General features: G+C 72.0%; 15 protein-coding genes. 6 read left to right on the top strand and 9 right to left on the bottom strand.

What is annotated here, in order from left to right; translation table 11 throughout:
- Positions 1 to 12 precede the first annotated feature (12 nt).
- Positions 13 to 2,298, top strand: a complete 2,286-nt coding sequence (tcrA, locus tag R2E43_RS11380; RefSeq protein WP_332057112.1) for an AfsR-like transcriptional regulator TcrA — start codon at positions 13 to 15, stop codon at positions 2,296 to 2,298.
- On the opposite strand, the gene R2E43_RS11375 is transcribed toward tcrA, so the two are convergent.
- Positions 2,183 to 2,875, bottom strand: a complete 693-nt coding sequence (locus R2E43_RS11375) for a response regulator (RefSeq protein ID WP_003973564.1) — start codon at positions 2,873 to 2,875, stop codon at positions 2,183 to 2,185. The two genes, tcrA and R2E43_RS11375, sit on opposite strands and share 116 nt — an antisense overlap.
- Entirely contained in the window at positions 2,872 to 4,530 is a 1,659-nt protein-coding gene (locus tag R2E43_RS11370; protein WP_011030246.1) for a sensor histidine kinase, read from the bottom strand. Before R2E43_RS11370 ends, R2E43_RS11375 begins: the two co-directional genes overlap by 4 nt.
- A 154-nt stretch (positions 4,531 to 4,684) precedes the next feature.
- On the opposite strand from R2E43_RS11370, the gene R2E43_RS11365 reads away from it, so the two are divergent.
- The 4 genes from R2E43_RS11365 (at position 4,685) to R2E43_RS11350 (ending at position 9,376) form a co-directional block, all read left to right on the top strand.
- Positions 4,685 to 6,085 (top strand): C4-dicarboxylate transporter DctA, encoded by a 1,401-nt coding sequence (locus tag R2E43_RS11365; protein ID WP_003973562.1) that lies wholly within the window; start codon positions 4,685 to 4,687, stop codon positions 6,083 to 6,085.
- A 163-nt stretch (positions 6,086 to 6,248) separates the two neighbouring features.
- The gene (locus R2E43_RS11360; RefSeq protein WP_003973561.1) at positions 6,249 to 6,647 is read left to right on the top strand and encodes a MerR family transcriptional regulator; all 399 of its coding nucleotides are present in this window, start codon (positions 6,249 to 6,251) and stop codon (positions 6,645 to 6,647) included.
- 11 nt (positions 6,648 to 6,658) lie between these two features.
- Positions 6,659 to 6,973, top strand: a complete 315-nt coding sequence (locus R2E43_RS11355) for a thioredoxin (protein ID WP_319707562.1) — start codon at positions 6,659 to 6,661, stop codon at positions 6,971 to 6,973.
- A 135-nt stretch (positions 6,974 to 7,108) separates the two neighbouring features.
- Positions 7,109 to 9,376 carry a HelD family protein gene (locus R2E43_RS11350; protein ID WP_319707475.1) on the top strand — a complete coding sequence of 756 codons (2,268 nt, stop codon included), beginning with the start codon at positions 7,109 to 7,111 and terminating at the stop codon, positions 9,374 to 9,376.
- A gap of 16 nt (positions 9,377 to 9,392) precedes the next feature.
- On the opposite strand, the gene glgB is transcribed toward R2E43_RS11350, so the two are convergent.
- The 4 genes from glgB to R2E43_RS11330 are packed head-to-tail and all read right to left on the bottom strand — an operon-like array spanning position 9,393 to position 16,939.
- Positions 9,393 to 11,759: a 1,4-alpha-glucan branching enzyme gene (gene glgB / locus R2E43_RS11345; protein ID WP_332056156.1), complete on the bottom strand. Its 2,367-nt coding sequence runs from the start codon at positions 11,757 to 11,759 to the stop codon at positions 9,393 to 9,395.
- A 40-nt stretch (positions 11,760 to 11,799) separates the two neighbouring features.
- Positions 11,800 to 13,194: a maltokinase N-terminal cap-like domain-containing protein gene (locus R2E43_RS11340; protein WP_003973557.1), complete on the bottom strand. Its 1,395-nt coding sequence runs from the start codon at positions 13,192 to 13,194 to the stop codon at positions 11,800 to 11,802.
- 20 nt (positions 13,195 to 13,214) lie between these two features.
- Positions 13,215 to 14,915: a maltose alpha-D-glucosyltransferase gene (gene treS, locus R2E43_RS11335; protein ID WP_093457022.1), complete on the bottom strand. Its 1,701-nt coding sequence runs from the start codon at positions 14,913 to 14,915 to the stop codon at positions 13,215 to 13,217.
- Positions 14,912 to 16,939 carry an alpha-1,4-glucan--maltose-1-phosphate maltosyltransferase gene (locus tag R2E43_RS11330; protein WP_332056155.1) on the bottom strand — a complete coding sequence of 676 codons (2,028 nt, stop codon included), beginning with the start codon at positions 16,937 to 16,939 and terminating at the stop codon, positions 14,912 to 14,914. The genes treS and R2E43_RS11330 overlap by 4 nt, the downstream gene beginning before the upstream one ends.
- Positions 16,940 to 17,309: 370 nt before the next feature.
- Between R2E43_RS11330 and R2E43_RS11325 the strand changes: the two genes are divergently transcribed.
- Positions 17,310 to 19,928 (top strand): glycosyltransferase family 1 protein, encoded by a 2,619-nt coding sequence (locus R2E43_RS11325; protein ID WP_332056154.1) that lies wholly within the window; start codon positions 17,310 to 17,312, stop codon positions 19,926 to 19,928.
- A gap of 43 nt (positions 19,929 to 19,971) precedes the next feature.
- Here R2E43_RS11325 and R2E43_RS11320 read toward each other — a convergent pair whose 3' ends face one another.
- The 3 genes from R2E43_RS11320 to R2E43_RS11310 all read right to left on the bottom strand — a co-directional run bounded on the left by R2E43_RS11320 (position 19,972) and on the right by R2E43_RS11310 (position 24,579).
- Positions 19,972 to 20,481 (bottom strand): DUF1990 family protein, encoded by a 510-nt coding sequence (locus R2E43_RS11320; protein WP_173943975.1) that lies wholly within the window; start codon positions 20,479 to 20,481, stop codon positions 19,972 to 19,974.
- Between the two features lie 69 nt (positions 20,482 to 20,550).
- Positions 20,551 to 22,200 carry a M4 family metallopeptidase gene (locus R2E43_RS11315; RefSeq protein ID WP_011030250.1) on the bottom strand — a complete coding sequence of 550 codons (1,650 nt, stop codon included), beginning with the start codon at positions 22,198 to 22,200 and terminating at the stop codon, positions 20,551 to 20,553.
- Between the two features lie 327 nt (positions 22,201 to 22,527).
- Positions 22,528 to 24,579 (bottom strand): M4 family metallopeptidase, encoded by a 2,052-nt coding sequence (locus R2E43_RS11310; protein WP_003973551.1) that lies wholly within the window; start codon positions 24,577 to 24,579, stop codon positions 22,528 to 22,530.
- Positions 24,580 to 24,834 lie beyond the last annotated feature (255 nt).

Below are 24,834 nucleotides of genomic sequence, written 5' to 3'. Positions count from 1 at the left end.
TGGGGCGAGACGGTGGCGGAGCTGCTCGCCGCCGGGCCGTCCGGCGTCGCCGGTGCCGTCGCACGGGCCATGGAGCGGTCCGCGCCGGGCAGCGGGGCGTCCTGGTACGGCGGCGACCACACCGACTTCCGGGGCGGGGTCTTCCTGCGCGAGGTGGTCGGCGTACAGGTCGTGGTCCAGGAGGGCGGGACGGCCGTCCCGGAGGCGATGACGGGCCTGCCGCCGAGGCCCGGCGGGTTCATCGGTCGGGACCGTGAGACCGAGGACCTGTTGCGGGCGCTGGACCCGGACGGTGCGCAGTCCGCCGCGGCGCCGGTCGCCTCCGTGTCCGGTCTCGGCGGCATCGGCAAGACCGCGCTCGCCGTCGAGACCGCGCACCTCGCCTGGGAACGGGGCTGGTTCCCCGGCGGAATCCTCTTCATCGACCTGCACGGCTACGACCGGGAACCCGTCACCGCGGACCGAAGTCTGCGAACCCTGCTGCATGCTCTCGGCACCCCGCCGGAACACATGCCCACGACGACGGACGAGCGGGCCGCGCTCTACCGCTCGACGCTGGCCGTTCGGGCCGGTGAGCGCGGCGGGATGCTGGTCCTGGCCGACAACGCCTCCTCGGCGGAGCAGGTACGGCCTCTCCTGCCGGGCGACTTCCGGCACCGCGTCCTGGTCACGTCCCGCGACCGGCTGCCCCAACTCGGTGCACGGCTCCTCCCCCTGGACGAACTCGGGACGAGGGAGGCGTACGAACTCCTCGCCCGCGCCCTGCGGATCGCCGATCCGCACGACGGCCGGGTGGGCGACGACCCCGGCACGACCGGCCGACTCGCGAGCCTCTGCGGGCACCTTCCGCTGGCCCTGCAGATCGCGGCGGCCCTGCTGGCGGCCGATCCGGGCAAGCCGGTGAGGGAACTCGTGGCGGAACTGGCCGAGGCCCACGACCGGCTGGACCAGCTCGACGACGGCGAGCGCAGCGTCCGCGCCGCCTTCGAGCTGTCCTACCGCCGGCTGCCGCCCGAGCAGGCCCGGCTGCTGCGCCTGCTTGCACTCGCGCCGGGGCCCGAGGTGAGTGACGAGGTCGTCGCCGCGCTGGTCAGTGCCGACCGACCTCCTGTGCGTGGCCAACACGCCCTTGCCCGGGCGCACCTAGTGGAGAGGGGGCGCACGCGCGGATGGTGGCGGTTGCACGACCTGGTGCGGGTGTTCGGGGCGGGAGTGGTGGCCCGTGCAGAGGGTGACGCCGCGCGGGCGCGTGTGCTGCGGCACTACCTGGAGCGGGCCCGCGCGGCGGACGCCCGCCTGAAGCCCCGCACGGAGGACGACGAGGAGACCGGGCCGTTCCGGAGCCGTGAGGAGGCACTCGCCTGGTTCGACGCGGAGCGTGCCGGGCTCGTGGCCGCCGTCCAGTGGGCGACGGACCGGCAGCTGGCCGCCGACGCCGTACGGCTCGCCGGCGCGCTCGGTGAGTACCTGGACTGGCGGCGCCGCTTCGACGACTCGGTCACCGTGTGCGGGGCCGTGTGCGCCGCCGCGCGCCGGGCGGGCGACGAGGCCGCCGAGGCCGCCGCATGGAACAGGACGGGGACCGCGCTGCGGGGCAACCGCCGTCTCAGGGAGGCGTACGACGCCCACCGACGGGCGCACGATCTGTACGACTCCCTGGGCCACGACAACGGCAGGGCCATGGCGTTGTCCAACCTCGGCGCCATCCTGGGCGACGTCGGGCAGGTCGACGACGCCGTGGACGCCTTCCGGCTCGCGCTCGGCCTCTTCCGTCGCACCGGCGACCGGCACAGCGAGGCCGGCGTGTGGAACAACCTCGCCCTGATACTGCGCAAGTCCGGGCGCGTGGACGAGGCCCTCGACGCCCTGCGATCCGCTCTCGGCCTCTACCGGGAGACGGGGGACCGGCCCCGCGAGGGCAGGGCCCGGCACAACTACGCCGTCGCCCTCAACGCACGCGGCCGTACGGCGGAAGCCGTGACCGCCTGCCTCGACAGTCTGGACATCTGCGAGGAGTTCGAGGACTGGCACGGTGCCGCCCGGACGCTGTACGCCCTCGGGCTCGTGCACGAGACGGCCGGGGACGCGGAGCGGGCGCGCGTACGTATGACGCAGGCCGCGGACGCCTACGAGCGCGCGGGCTCGCCCAAGGAGGCCGAGCAGGCCCGCAGGGCGGCACGGCTCACCGGCCCCGCACCCACCGGTACACCAGCTCCGGCCGCCCCACCTGACCGTACTGCGGACTCCGGCCCGCCCGGCCCGCGTCCACCAGGTGTTCCAGGTAACGCCGGGCCGTGATGCGGGAGATGCCCACCGCTTCCGCGACCCCGGCGGCCGTGAGGCCCTCGGCCGCGCCGCGCAGGGCGCCCGTCACCCGCTCCAGGGTCGGGCCGCTCAGGCCCTTGGGCAGGGCCGCGGGGCCGGGGGCGCGGAGGGTGGCCAGGGCGCGGTCCACCTCGTCCTGGCCGCTGGCCTCCCCGGCGGTGCCCCGGAACTCCGCGTAGCGGACCAGGCGGTCGCGCAGGGTGGCGAAGGTGAAGGGCTTCAGGACGTACTGGACGACGCCCAGCGACACCCCCTCGCGCACCATCGTCAGGTCCCGCGCCGACGTCACCGCTATCACGTCGGTGTGGTGTCCCGCCGCCCGCAGTGACCGGGCCAGCTGGAGTCCGTGCACGTCCGGCAGGTGCAGGTCGAGCAGGAGCAGGTCGACCGGCGTGCGGTCCAGCATGCGGCGGGCCTCCGCACCGGTGTGCGCCTTGCCGACCGCGACGAACCCCGGCACCCGGCCGACGTACATCACGTGCGCGTCGGCGGCGACCGGGTCGTCCTCGACGACCAGGACCCGGATGGGCTGCGAGTCGGCGGTGCTCACAGCGCACCCCCGGCGCCCGGTCTGCCCGCCGCGGCGGCCGGTGCCGCTCCGTCACCCAGCGGCAGCCGGGCCTCGAAGCGGGCGCCGCCGCCCTCCGCCTCCGTGACGGTCAGGGCGCCGCCGTGCCGCCGCACCGCCTGCCGGACCAGGGCGAGCCCCAGGCCGCGTCCGCCCTCCCCGGCCGGCTTGGTCGAGTAGCCCCGCTGGAAGACCAGGTCGGCGTGGGCGGGATCGACCCCGGCACCGGTGTCCGACACCCGCAGCACCAGCTCGGAGCCGCCGGCGCCGGAAGCCTCCGTGTACGCCGCCACCGTCACCCGCGACGGCACCGCCCCCTGCGTCGCGTCCACCGCGTTGTCCACCAGGTTGCCCAGGATCGTCACCAGGTCCCGGGCGGGCAGCGACGGCGGCAGCAGTCCGTCGTCCAGTCGGCTGTCCTGGGACACCACCAGCTCCACTCCCCGCTCGTTGGCCTGCGCCGTCTTGCCCAGCAGCAGCGCCGCGAGCACCGGCTCGCTCACCGCCGCCACCACCTGGTCGGTGAGGGCCTGTGCCAGTTCCAGCTCGGCCGTCGCGAACTCCACGGCCTCCTCCGCCCGCCCCAGCTCGATCAGCGAGACGACCGTGTGCAGCCGGTTCGCCGCCTCGTGCGCCTGGGAGCGCAGCGCCTGGGTGAATCCGCGCTCCGAGTTCAGCTCGCCCGTCAGCGACTGCAACTCCGTCACGTCCCGCAGCGTCACCACCGTCCCCCGGCGCTCACCGCCGGAGACCGGCGAGGTGTTCACCACCAGCACCCGCTCCGCCGCCAGGTGCACCTCGTCCACCCGGGGTTCCGAGGCCAGCAGCGCCCCCGTCAGCTGCGAGGGCAGCCCCAGGTCCGCCACCGAGGCGCCGACCACGTCACCGCGCACGCCGAGGAGCTCCCGTCCGCCGTCGTTGATGAGCGCGACACGGTACTGCCCGTCCAGCATCAGCAGCCCCTCCCGCACCGCGTGCAGCGCCGCCTGATGGTAGTCGTGCATCCGGCTCAGCTCGTCGGCGTTCATGCCGTGCGTGTGCCGGCGCAGCCGCGCGTTGATCACGTACGTCCCGACCGCGCCGAGCAGCAGCGCCCCCGCCGCCACCCCCGACAGGGCCGTGAGCTGCTCCTGCGCCCGCTTGCTGATCTCCTCGACCTTGATCCCGGCACTGACCAGGCCGACGATCCGGCCGTCGTCCACGATCGGTGTGACCGCCCGCACCGAGGGGCCGAGCGTGCCCGTGTAGGTCTCGGTGAAGGTCTGGCCCCGCTGCGCACGCTCGATGTGGCCCTGGAAGAGGTGGCCGATTTCCGTCGGCTCGGGGTGGGTCCAGCGGATGCCCTCCGGATTCATGATCGTCACGAAGTCCACGTCCGTGTCCCGCATGACCCGCACCGCGTACGGCTGGAGGAGTGCCGTCGGGTCCGGGGTGCGGATGGCCTCCGCCACGGACGGCGAGTCGGCGATCGCCAGCGACACCGCCCTGGCCTGGCGCCCGGCCGCCTCCTCCGCCTGCCCCCGGTCGCTGATGTAGCTGAACAGCGCGTACCCGACCACGACGACCGCTATCAGGACGGCCTGCATGGCGAAGAGCTGCCCCGCCAGGCTGCGGGGTCTCGGGACGCGGAGGTGCATGCCGCCAGTCTCCCTCGTGGCTGGATTGTGAACTAAATGAACGCAAGGGTGACCGCGCTCACACGCCGGGAGATAGTCACCCAGTCCCCGCTACACACCCCCGGACGTGAGCCGCACGCCGGTGATGCCGACGACGTCGTCAAGGAGGGCCGCCGTGACCAGCGAAGCCGCTACGGCACCTGCCGCACCCAAAGCCAAGCGCGACCGCACGCACTATCTCTACATCGCCGTGATCATCGCGGTCGCCCTCGGTATCGCCGTCGGTCTGGCCGCCCCCGACTTCGCCACCGAGCTGAAGCCGCTCGGCACCGGCTTCGTGAACCTGATCAAGATGATGATCTCCCCGATCATCTTCTGCACGATCGTGCTGGGCATCGGCTCGGTCCGCAAGGCCGCCAAGGTCGGCGCGGTCGGCGGCATCGCCCTGGGCTACTTCCTGGTCATGTCACTGGTGGCGCTCGCCATCGGCCTGATCGTCGGCAACATCCTGGACCCGGGCACGGGCCTCGCGGTCACCGACGCCGTCAAGGAGACCGGCCAGGCGCAGGTCGACGCGGAGGCCAAGGGCACCGTCGACTTCCTGATGGGCATCATCCCGACCACCATCGTCTCCGCCTTCACGGCGGGCGAGGTGCTCCAGACCCTGCTCATCGCCCTGCTCTGCGGCTTCGCACTTCAGGCCATGGGCAACGCCGGGCAGCCCGTCCTGCGCGGTATCGAGCACATCCAGCGGCTGGTCTTCCGCGTCCTGGCGATGATCATGTGGGCCGCCCCGGTCGGTGCCTTCGGTGCCATCGCCGCCGTCACCGGCTCGGCCGGCGTCGACGCCCTCAAGAGCCTGGCCGTGCTGATGCTCGGCTTCTACGCGACCTGCGTCATTTTCCTCTTCGTGGTGCTCGGCACGGTGCTGCGCGTCGTCGCCGGGATCAACGTCTTCTCGCTCTTCAAGTACCTGGGCCGCGAGTTCCTGCTGATCCTGTCCACCTCCTCCTCCGAGTCGGCGCTGCCCCGCCTCATCGCGAAGATGGAGCACCTCGGAATCAGCAAGCCGGTGGTCGGCATCACCGTCCCGACCGGCTACTCGTTCAACCTCGACGGCACCATGATCTACATGACCATGGCCTCGCTGTTCATCTCGGACGCCATGGGCACGCCGATGTCGATCGGCGAGCAGATCCCGCTGCTGCTCTTCCTGCTGGTGGCCTCCAAGGGCGCCGCCGGTGTCTCCGGCGCCGGTCTCGCCACGCTGGCCGGCGGCCTCCAGTCGCACAAGCCCGCCCTGGTGGACGGCATCGGCCTGATCGTCGGCATCGACCGCTTCATGAGCGAGGCCCGCGCGCTGACCAACTTCGGCGGCAACGCCGTCGCCACCGTCCTCATCGGCACCTGGACCAAGGAGATCGACAAGGACCGGGTGAACGAGGTGCTGGCCGGCCGGGCCCCGTTCGACGAGAAGACCCTCCTGGACGACGGTCACGGCCCCGCCGACGGTGACGGCGCCGGTGCGCCGGACCTGCCCGAGCAGGGCGGCGAGAAGGAGCTGGCGAAGGCCTGACGGCCGTACGACGCCCCCGCGTGCCGGGGCGGCTCCCGCACACCCCGGGCGGCTGAGGTGCTCCCCCCGTTGCTCAGCCGCCCGGCCCCCCGAAGAAGCCCCGCGCACCCCCCGCGCGGGGCTTCTTGCCTTGACGTCCGCGTCAAGGCTTACGTTCGTCCCCATGCGAATCGGCGAGCTGGCCGCACGGGCCGGGACCACCACGCGGACGCTGCGGTACTACGAGTCGCGGGGTCTGCTGCCCGCGCGGCGGGGCGGCAACGGCTACCGGACCTACGACGAGGACGACCTGAAGCTGCTGCGGCAGATCAGGACCCTCCAGGACTTCGGGTTCGACCTGGAGGAGACCCGCCCCTTCGTGGAGTGCCTGCGCGCCGGGCACCCGGAGGGCGACTCCTGTCCGGCGTCCCTCGTGGTCTACCGGCGCAAGCTGGCCGAGCTGGACACGCTGATCGAGCAGCTCACGTCGGTGCGCGCGCAGGTCGCCGCACAGCTGACGCGGGCCGAGGCGGCGGCTCCGGGGGGTCCGGAGCCCAAGTGCGAACTGGGAGGACACGGATGAAGACCAGCGGGGTGCCCGAGGTGACGGACACGGACTTCGCGGCGGAGGTGATCGGCTCCGAGCTGCCCGTGCTGGTGGAGTTCACCGCCGACTGGTGCCCGCCGTGCCGGCAGATGGCGCCGGTGCTCAGCGCCCTGGCCGAGGAGGAGGGTGACCGGTTCCGCGTGGTGCAGCTGAACGTCGACCAGAACCCGGCGACCACGAACGCGTACAAGGTGCTGTCGATGCCGACGTTCATGGTGTTCCGCGGCGGTGAGCCGGTGAAGTCGATGGTCGGCTCCCGGCCCAAGCGGCGGCTGCTGGAGGAGCTGGCCGACGTGGTCTGACCGGCCCGGCGCGCGGACTGGCCGGCGCAGAAGAAATCCCCCGAGCAATTGCGCTCGGGGGATTTCTCTGCGTATATTCGTTGATTCGTGACTTCACAGGAATGAGGTCGCGAAGAAGTTCAGTAGGCACAGTATATGCGGCCGGGAGTGGAATTGTCAAACACCGAATTTCCGGACGATGAATTGCTGCACGAGCAGGAATTCATCGACGGACTGTACGCGCGCGTGGACGCGCTGCGCGGCGACGCCGAGGACTCCGTGACCGACGCGCTCGCGCAGGGCAACACCCCCCAGCAGGCCCGTCTGGAGCGGGACATCCTGGTCGCCGAGCGCTCCGGGCTGCTCGCCGCGCTCAACGCGGTGGACGGCTCCCTCTGCTTCGGCCGGATCGACCTCACCTCCGGGCAGGGCCACCACATCGGCCGCATCGGCCTGCGCGCCGACGACGCCGAACGCACCCCCGTCCTCATCGACTGGCGGGCCGGCGTCGCCCGCCCCTTCTACCTGGCCACCGGCCACACCCCGATGGGGCTGCGCCGCCGTCGGCACATCACCAGCGAGGGCCGCACGGTCACCGCGCTGCACGACGAGATCCTCGACCTCGGCGACGAGAGGCGCACCGGCCACGAGGACCCCTCCGGCGACGCCGTGCTGCTCGCCGCGCTGAACTCCGCGCGCACCGGCCGCATGGGCGACATCGTGCAGACCATCCAGGCCGACCAGGACCGCATCATCCGCGCCCCGCACCGCGGCGTCCTGGTCGTCGAGGGCGGCCCCGGCACCGGCAAGACCGCCGTCGCCCTGCACCGCGCCGCCTACCTCCTCTACGAGCACCGCGAACTGCTCGCCAAGCGCGCCGTCCTCATCGTCGGCCCCAACCCGGCCTTCCTCGGCTACATCGGCGAGGTGCTGCCCTCGCTCGGCGAGACCGGCGTGCTCCTCGCCACCGTCGGCGAGCTGTTCCCCGGCGTGAAGGCCACGGCGACGGACACCCCCGAGGCGGCGGCCGTGAAGGGCCGGGCCGAGATGGCCGACGTGCTCGCGGAGGCGGTCCGCGCCCGGCAGGCACTGCCCGACCCGGTGATCGCGATCGAGCACGACCGCGACATCCTCATGCTCGACGACGACCTGGTCAACGTCGCCCGCGAGCGCACCCGCGCCGCCAAGCTGCCGCACAACGCGGCCCGCGAACACTTCGAGGGACACATCCTCAACACCCTCACCGACATGGTCGCCGAGCGCATCGGCACCGACCCCTACGACGGCAGCAACCTCCTCGACCCCAGCGACATCACCCAGATCCGCGACGAACTCGCCGAGAACCCCGAGGTCTGGTCCGCCGTCGACCGGCTGTGGCCCCGGCTCACGCCGCAGCGCCTGGTCGCCGACCTCCTCGCCGCCCCGGAGTCCTTCCTCCCCGCCGAGGACGCCGCCGCCGTCCGCCGCCCGGTCACCCGGCGCTGGACCGTCGCCGACGTGCCCCTGCTGGACGAGGCCGCCGAACTGCTCGGCGTCGACGACCGGATCGCCCGCTCCCGCGCCGAACGCGAGCGGGAGGAGCAGATCGCCTACGCGCAGGGCGTCCTCGACGTGTCGTACGCGTCCCGCACCTACGAGTTCGAGGACAAGGACGAGGAGGACGCCGAGGTCCTGTCCGCGCACGACATCATCGACGCCGAGCGCTTCGCCGAGCGCCAGGAGGAGGACGACCACCGCAGCGCCGCCGAACGCGCCGCGGCCGACCGCACCTGGGCGTTCGGGCACATCATCGTGGACGAGGCGCAGGAGCTGTCCCCGATGGCCTGGCGGCTGCTCATGCGCCGCTGCCCCACCCGCTCGATGACCCTGGTCGGCGACCCGGCGCAGACCGCGGAGGCGGCCGGTGTCGGCTCCTGGTCGAAGATCCTCGCCCCCTACGTCGAGGACCGCTGGGAGCACACCCGCCTGGGCGTCAACTACCGCACCCCGGCCGAGGTCATGGACCTCGCGGCGGCCGTGGTCCGCGCCGACGACCCGGAGTTCACGCCGCCGAGTTCGGTGCGCTCGACCGGCGTACGCCCCTGGGTCCGCGCGACCGGCGACCTCCCGGCCGCCGTGGCCGAGGCGGTCCGGGAGCTGACCCCCGAGGAGGGCCGCCTCGCCGTCATCGCCCCGCGCGAGCTGCACCGGGTCCTGGCAGCCCGCCTGGACGGCGTGACGGCGGACGCCGAGCCCGACCTCACCCACCGCGTCGTGCTGCTCGACCCGCGCCAGTCCAAGGGCCTGGAGTTCGACTCCGTCCTGGTCGTCGAGCCCGGCCGCTACGGCACCAGCGACCTGTACGTCGCCCTCACCCGCGCCACCCAGCACCTCGGCGTCCTGCACAGCGAGCCGCTGCCCAAGGGCCTGGAGGACGCGGGCTGACCGGCGGGCCGGCAGGTCAGGCCGGACGCAGCCACACCGTCGCCAGGGGCGGCAGGGTCAGCCGGATGCTCGCCGGGCGGCCGTGCCACCCCTGCGGCTCCGGCTTGACCGGGTCCGGGTTGACCACGTCGCCGCCGCCGTACCGCGCCGCGTCGGTGTTGAGCACCTCGTGCCAGGCCGGGACCTCGTCGGGCACGCCGAGGCGGTAGCCGGAGCGGACCACCGGGGCGAAGTTCGACACCGCGAGCAGCGGGGTGCCGTCGGCGTCCAGCCGCAGGAACGCCAGGACGTTGTCCTCGGCCGCGTCGCCGACCACCCAGGAGAAACCGGAAGGGTGGGTGTCGCGCCGCCACAGCGCGGGCGTCGCCCGGTAGACGGTGTTCAGGTCCCGCACCAGGTCGCGCACGCCCCGGTGGTCCGCCGACGCCCCGTACTCCGGGTCGAGCAGCCACCAGTCGGGGCCGTGCGCCTCCGACCACTCCGCGCCCTGCGCGAACTCCTGCCCCATGAACAGGAGTTGCTTGCCGGGGTGGGCCCACATGAAGCCGAGGTACGCCCGCTCGTTGGCGCGCTGCTGCCACCAGTCGCCGGGCATCTTCGACACCAGGGACCTCTTGCCGTGCACCACCTCGTCGTGGGATATCGGCAGCACGTAGTTCTCGCTGTACGCGTACACCATGGAGAAGGTCATCTCCCCGTGGTGGTGCTTGCGGTGCACCGGCTCGTGGCTCATGTAGTCGAGCGAGTCGTGCATCCAGCCCATGTTCCACTTCAGCCCGAAGCCGAGCCCGCCGAAGCCGCTCGGCCCCTCGTGGTGCGTGGCCCGGGTGACCCCGTCCCAGGCCGTCGACTCCTCCGCCACCGTCACGACACCGGGCACCCGCCGGTACAGCGTCGCGTTCATCTCCTGGAGGAACGCCACCGCGTCCAGGTTCTCCCGGCCGCCGTGCTCGTTCGGCTCCCACTGGCCCGGCTCGCGCGAGTAGTCGAGGTACAGCATCGAGGCGACCGCGTCCACGCGCAGCCCGTCGATGTGGAACTCCTCGCACCAGTACACGGCGTTGGCCACCAGGAAGTTGCGCACCTCCCGGCGCCCGAAGTCGAACTCCAGCGTCCCCCAGTCCGGATGCGCGGCCCGCAGCGGATCGGAGTGCTCGTACAGCGGGCGCCCGTCGAACTCGGCCAGCGCCCAGTCGTCGCGCGGGAAGTGCGCCGGTACCCAGTCCATCAGCACGCCGATCCCGGCCCGGTGCAGCCGGTCGACCAGGTACTTGAAGTCGTCGGGGTCGCCGAGCCGGGCCGTGGGCGCGTAGAAGCCGGTGACCTGGTACCCCCAGGAGCCGCCGAAGGGGTGCTCGGCGAACGGCATCAGCTCGACGTGGGTGAAGCCGAGGTCCGCGACGTAGGCGGGGAGCTGCTCGGCCAGTTGCCGGTAGGTCAGGCCGGGGCGCCAGGAGGGCAGGTGGACCTCGTACACGGACATCGGCGCCTCGTGCGCGGGCGCGTCCGCGCGGTGGGCCAGCCACTCCTCGTCGCCCCACGTGTAGTGCGAGGCGTGCACGACGGAGGACGTGGCCGGTGGCACCTCCGTACGCCGGGCCAGCGGGTCGGCGCGGAAGGTGCGCGAACCGTCGGGCCTGGTGATCTCGAACTTGTACAGCTCGCCCGCGCCGACGCCCGGCAGGAACAGCTCCCACACCCCGGTCGACCCGAGCGAGCGCATCGGGTGGCCGGTGCCGTCCCAGAAGTTGAAGCCGCCGGCCACCCGGACCCCGCGCGCGTTCGGTGCCCACACCGCGAACCGGGTGCCCGCCACCCCTTCGTGCGTCGTCGGGTGCGCGCCGAGCGCCCGCCACAGCTGCTCGTGCCGCCCCTCGCCGAGCAGGTGGAGGTCCAGCTCGCCCAGGGTGGGCAGGAAGCGGTACGGGTCCTCGACCTCCTGTTCCGTCCCCTCGTACGCCACGAGGAGACGGTGGGCCGGGACGTCCTTCAGCGGCACCAGGCCGGAGAAGAAGCCGTCCCCGTCGTCGTGCAGCCCGACCCGCAGCTCCCCGGACAGCACGGTCACGGCCAGGGCGTACGGCCGGAACACCCGGAACGCGACCCCGCCGGGCACCCGATGGGCACCGAGCACCGCGTGCGGATCGTGGTGCGTGCCGGCGAGCAGCCGCTCCCGGTCGGCGGCGTCCGGGGCGGGGGAGACGGCGACCTCTGCCCCGGAGACGGAGGTGGTGGCGGACGCGTTGGCGGAGGCGGTGGTCCTCCGGGGCGCCTTCTTCTTCGCGGCCTTGGCCGGCTTCTTCCCGGTCGGCGTCTTCCCGGCCGGCTTCTTCCCGGTCGTCTTCCTCGGGTCGGGACCGCTGGACGAGGGGCGGGGGGTCACGGGTGGGGCCTCCTGGGCACAGTGGGAGCGGACGCGGACGTCATGCCGGCTCGGGCACGGACAGGCGGCGCACCGCCGCCAGGGGCACCTCGAGCCACTCGGGACGGTGCCGGGCCTCGTACAGGACCTCGTAGACCGCCTTGTCCGTCTCGTAGGCGCGCAGCAGCACCGGGTCGGTGCGCGGGTCGTGGCCGCCCGCCTCCGCGTACCCGGTGCAGTACGCGGCCCGGCAGGACTCGGCCCAGCCCGGTACACGTACGTCGGCCGAGTGCGCGGCGTAGTCGAAGGAGCGCAGCATCCCCGCGACGTCCCGCACCGCGGGCTGCGGCAGCCGGCGCTCGGCCAGGGGCTTCGCCGGTTCCCCCTCGAAGTCGATCAGGGACCACTCCCCGTCGGGGGAGCGCAGGCACTGGCCGAGGTGCAGGTCGCCGTGGACGCGCTGTGCCGACCAGGCTCGGCCCTCGGAGGCCAGGTCCGCCAACGCCGTGAACGCCGTCCGCAGCCCGGGCGCGTACGACCGGAGCAGGGGCACGGCCCGCGCCGCCGCCTCCAGCCGCTCGGTCATGCCGTCGGCGAGCTGCCGGGCCTGGGCGTGGCCGAGGGTGACGGTCGGCAGCGCGCGGGCCAGCGCGGTGTGCACCTCGGCGGTGGCCCGCCCGAGTGCCCGGGCCTCGGCGGCGAAGTCCTCGCCCTTGGCCAGCTCGCGCAGCGCCAGCTCCCAGCCGTCGGTCGCGCCCTGCAGATAGGGCTGGAGCACGCCCAGCACCCAGGTCCGGCCGGCCAGGTCCGCCACCATCCACCCCGCCGGTGCGGGCACCCGGGGGCAGCCCTCGCGTGCCAGGGCCAGCGGCAGTTCCAGGTCGGGGTTGACGCCGGGCACGATCCGCCGCAGCACCTTGAGGATGAACGTATCTCCGTACACGACCGACGAGTTCGACTGCTCGGCGGTCATCAGCCGCGGCACCAGCCCCGCGCGTATGACGTCGTCCGGTGCCCGCTCGAAGCGCAGCCCGCCGATGCGGGCCCGCGTGCGCAGCGCCTCCAGCAGCACCTCGGCGGGACGGGTGTCGTACAGGGCGTCGTAGGCGGTGCGCCCGGCCGCCGGGCCCTCGGTCACATGACCGATCAGGGCGGGCGCGAGCCGGGGCGGCAGCGCCTCGCGGGTGCCGATCAGGAGCTGGTAGCAGTCGCCCGGCTCCTGAGCCCCGCCTCCGGCCGGGGTGTGCCGCTGGTGGGCGCGGACCAGCACGTGGTGGAGGCCGAGGCGGGAGTCGGCGGGGAGCAGTTCGGTCGCGGCGACCAGGGAGAAGCCGGTGACCGGGCGGCCCTTGCCGGCGAACCAGCGTTGCCGCGGCAGCCACTCCCGCAACAGGGGGTCGAGGGACGCGAGGAGTCCCGGCGGGCTGGTGTCGGTGCGTATGACGGCTTCCGGCATGGCGTGTCGCGTCCTTTCCCTCAGGCGGCGTCCTTGCGCAGGCGGAACCAGTAGAAGCCGTGACCGCCCAGGGTCAGCAGGTACGGCAGGTCACCGACCGCCGGGAAGCGGACCCCGCCGAACAGCTCGACCGGATGGCGTCCGTCGAAGGCGCTGAGGTCCAGCTCCGTCGGCTGCGCGAACCGGGAGAAGTTGTGGACGCACAGCACCAGGTCGTCCTCGTGTTCGCGCAGGAAGGCCAGGACGGCAGGGTTGGACGACGGCAGCTCGGTGTAGGTGCCCAGGCCGAAGGCCACGTTCTGCTTGCGGATCTCGATCATGCGCCGGGTCCAGTGCAGCAGGGAGGAGGGCGAGGCCATGGACGCCTCGACGTTCGTCACCTGGTAACCGTGGACCGGGTCCATGATCGTGGGCAGGAACAGGCGGCCCGGGTCGGACGACGAGAAGCCCGCGTTGCGGTCGGGCGTCCACTGCATGGGGGTGCGCACGGCGTCGCGGTCGCCGAGCCAGATGTTGTCGCCCATGCCGATCTCGTCGCCGTAGTAGAGGATCGGCGAGCCGGGCAGGGACAGCAGCAGGGCGGTGAACAGCTCGATCTGGTTGCGGTCGTTGTCGAGGAGCGGGGCGAGCCTGCGCCGGATGCCGATGTTGGCGCGCATGCGCGGGTCCTTGGCGTACTCCGCGTACATGTAGTCGCGTTCCTCGTCGGTGACCATCTCCAGGGTCAGCTCGTCGTGGTTGCGCAGGAAGATGCCCCACTGGCAGCCGGACGGGATGGCCGGGGTCTTGGCGAGGATTTCGGAGACCGGGTAGCGGGACTCCCTTCTGACCGCCATGAAGATGCGGGGCATGACGGGGAAGTGGAAGGCCATGTGGCACTCGTCGCCGCCCGCCGCGTAGTCGCCGAAGTAGTCGACCACGTCCTCCGGCCACTGGTTGGCCTCGGCCAGCACCACCGTGTCCGGGTACTGCGCGTCGATCTCCTTGCGCACCCGCTTCAGGAAGTCGTGCGTGCGCGGGAGGTTCTCGCAGTTGGTGCCCTCCTCTTGGTAGAGGTACGGCACCGCGTCCAGCCGGAACCCGTCGATGCCCAGGTCCAGCCAGAACTTCAGCGCGGAGATCATCTCCTCCTGCACGACCGGGTTCTCGTAGTTGAGGTCCGGCTGGTGGGAGAAGAACCGGTGCCAGTAGTACTGCTTGCGCACCGGGTCGTAGGTCCAGTTGGACGCCTCGGTGTCGACGAAGATGATCCGCGCGTCCTGGAACTGCTTGTCGTCGTCGGCCCAGACGTAGTAGTCGCCGTAGGGGCCGTCCGGGTTCTTGCGGGACTCCTGGAACCACGGGTGCTGGTCGCTGGTGTGGTTCATGACGAAGTCGATGATCACGCGCATGCCGCGCTGGTGTGCCGCGTCCACGAACTCCACGAAGTCGGCCAGGTCGCCGAACTCCGGCAGCACGGCGGTGTAGTCGGAGACGTCGTAACCGCCGTCGCGCAGCGGTGACTTGAAGAAGGGCGGGAGCCACAGGCAGTCCACGCCGAGCCATTGCAGGTAGTCCAGCTTGGCGGTCAGGCCCTTGAGATCACCGATGCCGTCGCCGTTGCTGTCCTGGAAGGAGCGGACGAGGACCTCGTAGAAGACGGCTCGTTTGAACCAGTCCGGGTCCCGGTCCTTGGCGGGGGTGTCCTCGAAGGTGTCCGGCACGGGCTCGTTGACGATCATGTGGTGTGTGACCCTCCGATCTGCGGGTGGGACGGTCGCAGAACCGTGCAGACGTGCGCGGGCGTACGGCCCGGCTCCAGGCGCACATAGTTGGCCCTGCCCCAGTGGTAGGTCTCGCCGGTCAGCTCGTCGCGTACCGGCACCGACTCGTGCCAGTCCAGGCCGAGTTGCGGCATGTCCAACGAGACCGTCGCCTCCTGGGTGTGGCGGGGGTCGAGGTTCACGACCACCAGAACCGTGTTCGACCCCTGCCGCTTCGAGTAGGCGATCACCTCTTCCTTGTCCGTGGGGTGGAAGTGCAGATCGCGCAGTTGGCGCAGAGCCGGGTTCTCGCGCCGGATGGTGTTGAGGCGGGTGACGAGGGGGGCGATGGTGGTGCCCTCGCGGGCGGCGCGGGTCCAGTCGCGGGGTTTGAGCTGGTACTTCTCGCTGTCGAGGTATTCCTCGCTGCCCTCGCGCAGGGGGGTGTTCTCGCAGAGTTCGTAGCCGCTGTAGATGCCCCAGGTGGGGGAGAGGGTGGCGGCGAGGACGGCGCGGACCTCGAAGGCGGGGCGGCCGCCGTGCTGGAGGTAGGCGTGCAGGATGTCGGGGGTGTTGGCGAACAGGTTGGGCCGCATGTACGCCGCCGCCTCGCCGGACAGCTCCTCCAGGTACTCGGTCAGTTCCTGCTTGGTGTTGCGCCAGGTGAAGTAGGTGTAGGACTGCTGGAAGCCGATCTGGGCGAGGGTGGCCATCATGGCGGGGCGGGTGAAGGCCTCGGCCAGGAAGATGACGTCGGGGTCCGTGCCGTTGATGTCGGCGATGACGCGTTCCCAGAAGGCGACGGGTTTGGTGTGGGGGTTGTCGACGCGGAAGATGCGCACGCCGTGGTCCATCCAGTGGCGCAGGATGCGGACGGTTTCGGTGGCGAGGCCGTCGGGGTCGGCGTCGAAGGCGATGGGGTAGATGTCCTGGTATTTCTTGGGCGGGTTCTCGGCGTGGGCGATGGTGCCGTCGGGGCGGTGGTGGAACCACTCGGGGTGTTTGTGGACCCAGGGGTGGTCGGGGGAGCACTGGAGGGCGAAGTCGAGGGCGATCTCCAGGCCGTGTCGGGCGGCTTCGGTGACGAAGTGGTCGAAGTCGTCGAGGGTGCCCAGGGCGGGGTGGATGCTGTCGTGGCCGCCTTCGGGGGAGCCGATGGCCCAGGGGACGCCGACGTCGTCACCGGTGGCGGAGAGGGTGTTGTTGCGGCCTTTGCGGTGAGTGGTGCCGATGGGGTGGATCGGGGGGAGGTAGACGACGTCGAAGCCCATGGCGGCGATGGCGGGCAGCCGGCGGGCGGCGGTGCGGAAGGTGCCGTGCGGGGTGTGGGGGGTGCCTTCGGAGCGGGGGAAGAACTCGTACCAGGCGCCGTAGAGGGCGCGTTCGCGTTCGACGAGCAGGGGGAGGGGGTCGGAGGAGGTGACCAGGTCCCGCAGCGGGTGGCGGGCCAGGACCGCGTCCACCTGAGGCGTCAACGCCGCCGCCAGCCTGGACGCGGCCGGCCTGCTCTCGTCCCGCAGCGCGTCCACGGCGGCCAGCAGTTCACGCCGGTCCTCGCGTCCGGGCACGTCGGCGGCGGCCCGCTCGTACAGCCGGGCGCCCTCCTCCAGGACCAGGTCCGTGTCCAGGCCCGCCGGGATCTTGATCCGGGCGTGGTGCCGCCAGGTGGTGACCGGATCGCCCCACGCCTCCACGGTGTACGACCACGTCCCGGTCTCGCCCGCGGTGACGGTGGCGCCCCAGCGGTCGGTGCCCGGGGCCAGCTCCCGCATCGGCGTCCAGGGGCCCGGCCGGCCCCGCGGATCTCTCAGGACGACGTTGGCCCCCACCGCGTCGTGCCCTTCCCGGAACACGGTGGCGGAGACCTCGAACGACTCACCGGTGACGGCCTTGGCCGGCCTGCGCCCCCGCTGGACGACCGGACGGACGTCCAGGACGGGGATGCGCCCGACGACCGTGGGGCGCTCCGCGGAGGTGGCTGACGAGTGGTGCGTGGCGGGCATGACCGCTCCTGTCCGCGTCAACTGGGTGGGCGGATGACTGCTGGGGAGGTGGGTCCTGCTTGGTGCGTGCGGGGCGTACCGCAGGAGCCTTCCCACACTCTTCCGGTGGGCAATCCGGCACTTTGTTAACTACTCGCGCGTATGTCGACATCACGACACACCACGCGATCTGACCGTCGCTTTCCCGGATGCCGCTCCCGCAATCAGCGTTCGTCGCGACATGTGCAGCTTTCCTTGCGGGCCGAAGCGCCACAAGAAGGCCGAGGGGGAAAGATCCGGCCATATCGACACGCCGTGCGCGTCAGTTCCCGTCCGGCGCATCAGGGCGAAGGCCCCAACAAGGGACACATCGCGCGGTAACGTCGTGAGGGTGAAGGCGATCCGTCGACTGACCGTCCGTCCCGTTCTCCCCGACCCCCTCCGGCCGCTCAGTGATCTGGCCCGCAATCTGCGCTGGTCCTGGCACCCGGAGACCCGCGACCTCTTCCACTCCGTCGACCCCGAGTGCTGGACCGCGTCCGGCGGCGACCCGGTACGGCTGCTCGGCACCGTCCGGCCCGCGCGTCTCGCGGAGCTGGCCGAGGACCGGCGCTTCCTGCGCCGGCTCACCGCGGTGGCCTACGACCTCGACCACTACATGACCGGCGACCGCTGGTACCAGGCCCAGTCCGGCCGACTCCCCGCCGCCGTGGCCTACTTCTCGCCCGAGTTCGGCATCACCGCCGCCCTGCCCCAGTACTCCGGCGGTCTCGGCATCCTGGCCGGCGACCACCTCAAGGCGGCCAGCGACCTGGGGGTGCCGCTCGTCGGCGTGGGCCTGCTCTACCGCCACGGCTACTTCCGCCAGTCCCTCTCCCGGGACGGCTGGCAGCAGGAGCACTACCCCGTCCTCGACCCCCACGAGCTGCCCCTCGCGCCCCTGAAGGAGCGCGACGGCACACCGGCGCACGTCGCCCTCGCGCTGCCCGGCGGCCGGGAGCTGCGGGCCCGCGTCTGGCTGGCCCAGGTCGGCCGGGTGCCGCTGCTGCTGCTCGACTCCGACGTCGAGGAGAACGACCCCGGCGAACGCGGCGTCACCGACCGGCTCTACGGCGGCGGCAGCGAGCACCGGCTCCTCCAGGAGATGCTGCTCGGCATAGGAGGTGTCCGGGCGGTACGGACGTACTGCCGGATCACCGGGCACCCCGCGCCGGAGGTGTTCCACACCAACGAGGGCCACGCCGGCTTCCTCGGCCTGGAGCGCATCGCCGAACTGTGCGACGCGGGTTCGGACTTCGGCTCGGCGCTGGAGGCGGTGCGGGCCGGCACCGTCTTCACCACGCACACTCCGGTCCCGGCCGGCATCGACCGCTTCGACCGCGAGCTGGTCGCCCGCCACTTCGGCCCCGACGCCGAACTCCCGCGCATCGAGGTCGAACGCGTCCTCAGGCTCGGCATGGAGACGTACCCGGGCGGCGAGCCGAACCTGTTCAACATGGCCGTGATGGGTCTCCGGCTCGCCCAGCGCGCCAACGGCGTCTCCGTGCTGCACGGCGGGGTCAGCCGGGGCATGTTCGCCGGGCTGTGGCCGGGCTTCGACGCCGACGAGGTGCCGATCACCTCCGTCACCAACGGCGTGCACGCACCGACCTGGGTGGCCCCCGAGGTGTTCCGGCTCGGCGCCCGGCAGATCGGCGTGCAGCGGGCCGAGGACGCGCTGGCCGTCGGCGGTTCGGACCGCTGGGACTCGGTCGCCGACATCCCCGACCGGGACATCTGGGAGCTGCGCCGCACCCTGCGCGCCCAGCTCGTGGAGGAGGTGCGCGAGCGGCTGCGCGCCTCCTGGCGGCAGCGGGGCGCCGGGACGGCGGAGCTGGGCTGGATCGACGACGCCCTCGACCCGGACGTGCTCACCATCGGCTTCGCGCGGCGCGTCCCGTCGTACAAGCGCCTCACGCTGATGCTGCGGGACCGGGAGCGGCTGACGGAGCTGCTGCTGCATCCCGAGCGGCCGATCCAGATCGTCGTCGCGGGCAAGGCGCACCCGGCGGACGACGGGGGCAAGCGGCTGGTGCAGGAGCTGGTGCGGTTCGCGGACGACGCACGGGTGCGGCACCGCATCGTGTTCCTGCCGGACTACGGCATGGCGATGGCGCAGAAGCTCTACCCGGGCTGCGACATCTGGCTGAACAACCCGCTGCGGCCGCTGGAGGCCTGCGGCACCTCCGGCATGAAGGCGGCGCTCAACGGCTGCCTCAACCTGTCGGTCCTCGACGGCTGGTGGGACGAGTGGTACCAGCCGGACTTCGGCTGGGCGATCCCCACCGCCGACGGCGCCGGCACCGACCCGGACCGGCGCGACGCCATAGAGGCCGACGCCCTCTACGACCTATTGGAACAGCGGATCACCCCGCGCTTCTACGAGCGGGGTGCGAGCGGGCTGCCCGACCGGTGGCTGGAGATGGTGCGCAGGACCCTCAGCCTGCTCGGCCCGAAGGTGCTGGCCGGCCGCATGGTCCGCGAGTACGTCGAGCGGCTCTACACCCCCGCCGCCGAGGCGCACCGTGCGATGGACCCGGACTCCGCGCGGGGGCTCGCCGAGTGGAAGGCGCGGGTGCGGGCGGCCTGGCCCGGGGTGAGCGTCGACCACGTGGAGACCTCCGCCGCCACCGCCAGCGCCGAACTCGGCACCACGCTCGCCCTGCGGGTGCGGGTGAAGCTCGGCGACCTCGCGCCGGAGGACGTGGAGGTGCAGGCGGTCTCCGGCCGGGTGGACTCCGAGGACCGGATCACCGACGCGGCGAGGACGCCGCTGAAACCGGTGGGCGGACCCGACCTGGAGGGCCGCTGGGCCTACGAGGGTCCGCTCGCCCTGGACCGCACCGGCCCCTTCGGCTACACGGTCCGCGTCCTGCCCGCGCACCGGCTGCTGGCCTCCGGTGTGGAGACCGGCCTGGTCGCGGTGCCCTCCGGCGACCTGGTGGAGGCGGCGGGCCTGCTGATGCGGTGACCGGAGCAGCCCGGCGGCAGCGGGCGGTGGCGACGAGGAGGGCTCAGTCCTGCTCGTCGCCACCGCTCAGCCGCCTGAGGACGGTGCCGCACCGGCGGGCGTAGGCGTGCTGGAAGGCGCGGGCCGCCGGTCCGCCGGCCTTGGCGTACCAGGTGGCCGGGCGGCTGAAGGCGTGCACCGTCAGCCAGACCGTCCCGTCACCCGTGCGGTCCACCACGAAGGCCTCCTCGCCGGACTCCGGGTGGCCGGGCAGCGTGCCGTAGGCCCAGCCGGCCCGGCGCGGCTCCTCCAGGGTCCACACCACCCGGCAGGGCGCCTTGATCAGGCCGGCGAGGGTGACGGTGACGTCGACGCCGGGCGCGGCGCGCTCCGCGCCCGCCTCGATGCCGACGCCCATCTCCCGGTGCATCTCCCAGGTCAGCACGGCCTCGGCCGCCCGCCGGAACACCGGTTCGCCCTCCCCGAGGCGGGTGCGTACGTGCATGGGGCGGAAGCCGGGCGGGCAGGCGCCCTGCTCGCGGGTGGCGCCGACGTCGTCGTACGTGAAGGACATGGGCACCAAGGGTAGGGCGGCACCCGGGAACCGCTGGTTCCGGGTGCCGCCGGTCATGTCGGTCGCGGGTCAGCTCACGTTGATCGCGGTCCAGGAGGCGCCCACCGTCTTGTACTCGGTGCTGTCGGCGCCGTACAGGTCGGACGCCGCGCTCAGGGTGGCCGTGCGGGCGTCGGCGTAGTCGGTCGTCGACGTCATGTACTCGGTCAGCGCCTTGTACCAGATCTGCAGGGCCTTGTCGCGGCCGATGCCGGTGACCGTGGAGCCGTCGGAGGTCGGGGAGTCGTAGTCCACCCCGTCGACCGTCCGCGCCCCGCTGCCCTCCGACAGCAGGAAGAAGAAGTGGTTGGCCGGACCGGACGAGTAGTGCACGTCGACGCCGCCGAGACCGGAGTCCCAGTAGTCCTTGGACGCGCCGTCCTTGCTGGGCTCGTCCATGTAGCGCAGCGGGGTGCCGTCGCCGTTGATGTCGATCCGCTCGCCGATGAGGTAGTCGCCCTTGTCGGCGGAGCTGTTCGCGAAGTACTCCACGCCGGTGCCGAAGATGTCCGACGTCGCCTCGTTGAGGCCGCCGGACTCCCCGCTGTAGTTGAGCCCCGCGGTGTTGGAGGTGACGCCGTGGCTCATCTCGTGCCCGGCCACGTCCAGCGAGGTCAGCGGGTTGGTGTTGCCCGTGCCGTCGCCGTAGGTCATGCAGAAGCAGCTGTCCGACCAGAAGGCGTTGACGTAGTTGCTGCCGTAGTGGACGCGGGAGTAGGCGGCCTTGCCGTCGTTCTTGATGCCGCTGCGCCCGAAGCTCTCCTTGTAGAAGTCCCAGGTGACCTGGGCGCCGTAGGCGGCGTCGACGGCGGCGGTCTGGTCCTGCGGGTCGCTGGAGGCGGCGCCGGTGCCCCAGGTGTCGTCGGCGTCGGTGAACAGCGTGCCGGTGCCGGAGGTCTTGCGGGCCAGGTTGTACGTCTTGTGGCCGCCGCGTCCGGTGTCGTAGAGCTGGTACGACGAGCCCGACCGGGTGGTGCCGAGTTCGACCGTGCCCGAGTAGAGGCTCTTGCCGGAGCCGGTCTCGATGCCCTGGTACTCGTACAGCTTGGCGCCGGTGTCGGCGTCGGTGATGACGTGCAGTTCGTTCGGGGTGCCGTCGTCCTGGAGGCCGCCGACCACGGTCTCGTAGGCGAGCACGGGCTTGCCCTGGGCGGCCCAGATCACCTTGCGGGGCGCGGAGTCGGCCGCGGTCTTCGACGACCCGGCGTCCTTGGCGGCGGACAGCGCCTGCTGCTCGGCCTTGGCCGCCTTCACCTTCGGGGTGACGGTGGCCACCTTGACGGCGGCCTCGGTCGCCTTGGTGACGCCTCTGGTGGCGCCGGACTCCGAGCGGTGCACGACGAGGTCGCCGCCGAGGACGGGCAGGCCGTCGTAGGTGCGCTCGTAGCGGGTGTGCACGGAGCCGTCGCGGTCCTTCACCACGTCCTTGACGACCAGCTTCTCCTTGGCGCCGAGGCCCATCTCCCGGGCGGTACCGGCCGCGCCGGCCTGCTGCTCCTGTATGAGCGCGCTGCGGGCGCTGCCCGACAGCAGGACGGGCGCACCCGGAAGCGCCGACGGCGCGGCGCTGTCGGCGGCGGCGTTGCCCGCGGTGAGGCCGGTGGTGAGCATCGCTCCGGCGGCGACCGCGGTGGCGAGGGCCAGAGTGGTGCGCTTGTGGCACGCGAAGAGGGAAGACACACAAGCTCCTTCGGTGGGGGGATCTCCGGACGGCGTGGGGTGTCCGGCCGGTTGCTGCGAAGTTGTGCTGTGGGTGACGGAAGACTGACACCGAAGGCGCGTACATGTCAGGAGGGCGCGATGATGTTGGCCGAAAACCGACGGCTGGGCGTCTGTTGCGGGAATGTGAAGGCCGTGTGACCTCGGTCAAGTGGCAACAAGGCCGGCGTAAGTGCTTGGCAAAAACCGGTAGTCGGCGGCGGACATGGAGAGGGCGCCGCTCCGGAGGATTCGAACCTCCGGAGCGGCGCCCTGACTTGGGGGTGGTGCGTCCGCGGGCCGGCCGGCCTACGGGAAGGTGAGCCGCCAGGCGTCGATGTAGCCGGTGTCCGCCGGGCCCTGGTCCTGGACGCGCAGCTTCCAGGTGCCGTTGGCCGATTCGGAGGAGGCGTTGACCGTGTACGTCTCGTGCACGTCCTCCGCCGGGTCGTAGCCGCTGTTCTTCAGGCGGTACGTCGACCCGTCGGGCGCGACCAGGTCGATCTGCAGGTCACCGCGCCAGGTGTGCTCGATGTCCACGCCCACCTGGAGGTTGCTCGGCGCGTTGCCGGTGCGTCCGGAGACCGTGAGGGACGAGGTCACCGCGGACCCGTAGTCGGGGATGTTCACGTTCGTGGTGCTCTCGAACGTGGTGCCGTCACCGGGGTCGCCGCCACCGGGCCGGGCGCCGACGTTGATGCCCGCCCACGCGTTCGCCACCGCGGTGTACTCGGCGCTGTCCGTGCCGTACAGCTCACCGGCCGCCGCGAGGGTGCCGGTGCGGGCGCCCGCGTAGTTGGTGGTCGACGTGAACTTGGTGGTGAGCGCGCGGAACCAGATCTTCTCCGCCTTGGCGCGGCCTATGCCGGTCACCGGGAGGCCGTCCGAAGTGGGCGAGTTGTACGTGACACCGTTGATGGTCTTGGTGCCGCTGCCCTCGCTGAGCAGGTAGAAGAAGTGGTTGGCCGGGCCGGACGAGTAGTGGACGTCCACCCCGCCGATCCCCGAGTACCAGGAGTCCTTGGACGCGCCGTCCTTGCTCGGCTTGTCCATGTAGCGCAGCGGCGTGCCGTCGCCGTTGATGTCGATCTCCTCGCCGATGAGGTAGTCACCGACGTCCGAGGAGTTGTTGGCGTAGAACTCGACCGCGGTCGCGAAGATGTCGGACGTGGCCTCGTTCAGACCGCCGGACTCGCCGCTGTAGTTGAGCCCCGCGGTGACGGAGGTGACGCCGTGGCTCATCTCGTGCGCGGCCACGTCGATGGACGTCAGCGGGTTGGCGTTGCCGGAGCCGTCGCCGTACGTCATGCAGAAGCAGCTGTCCTGCCAGAAGGCGTTGACGTAGTTGTTGCCGTAGTGGACCCGGGAGTAGGCGCCCACCCCGTCGCCGCGGATGCCCGAGCGGCCGTGCACGTTCTTGTAGTAGTCCCAGGTCAGCGCCGCGCCGTAGTGGGCGTCGGCGGCGGCGGTCTCCGCGTTGGAGGCGCTGCCGTTGCCCCACACGTCGTCGGAGCCCGAGAAGAGCGTCCCGGTGCCGGAGGTGCCGCGGTTGAGGTTGTACGTCTTGTGGTTGCCGCGCGCCGTGTCGGTCAGCGTGTACGACGAACCCGACTGCGCGGTGCCCAGCGTGACCGTGCCGCTGTAGAGGGTGTTGCCGGTGCCGTTCTCGACGCCCTGGTACTCGTACAGCTTGGCGCCGGTGGCGGCGTCGGTGATGACGTGCAGCTCGTTCGGGGTGCCGTCCTCCTGGAGGCCGCCCACGACCGTCTCGTACGCCAGGACCGGAGTGCCGCTCGCCGCCCAGATCACCTTGCGCGGGGCGCGGTCGGCGTCCGGCTGCTCGGCACCGGCGGCCTTCGCGGCGGACACCGCCTGGGACTCCGCCTTGGCGGCGGAGATCTTCGGCGTCACGGTGGCCGGCCTGAGCGCCTTCGCCGTGGCCTTCACGACCTGCTCGGTCTTCCCCGCGTCCGTGGCCACCACGAGGTCGCCGCCGAGGACGGGCAGACCGTCGTAGGTGCGCTCGTAGCGGGTGTGCAGGGTGCCGTCGCGGTCCTTGGCCACGTCCCGGACGACCAGCTTCTCCTTGGCGCCCAGACCCAGTTCGTCGGCGGTCTTCGCCTTGGTGGCGTCGGCGTCGCGGATCAGCTCGGCGCGCTGGGCCGGGCTGAGCCTGACCAGCTCGTTGCCCTTGGCGGGCGACGGGTCGGGGGCCGCGGTGGCGGTGCCGGACTGGACCGCCGTGGCGATCAGCGCGGCGACGCCGGCCAGCGCGACGGCCGCGGCACGGCGGTGCGCGGTACGGCGCGAGGTGTGGGAGGTGGTGTGGGAGGTGCGTCTGTGGGGAGTGCTGCTGCTCAACACTGACTCCTTCTGCGTGGCCACGGGTTGCGCGGCCAGGGGAGACCGGTCGGCGGGTGGCCGGCCGGGCGGAACTGTGCGGTACGCAGAAACCTGGTGCTAGGAGCTGGCCGCGGCACAGCGCTCGTGGGGAAGCTGTGGGGGCACTGTGAAGGGGCCGACGGAAGAGTGGCAGGAGAAAGCGCTACTTGTCAGGAGCGCGTCAGCAAGTTGGCTGGAAATGGTTCGTTGACCGGGCGTTCACGTTCGATAAAC

The organism is Streptomyces violaceoruber (genome assembly GCF_033406955.1).
Classification (GTDB): domain Bacteria; phylum Actinomycetota; class Actinomycetes; order Streptomycetales; family Streptomycetaceae; genus Streptomyces; species Streptomyces violaceoruber.
This window is presented reverse-complemented; position numbering and strand designations above follow the sequence as displayed.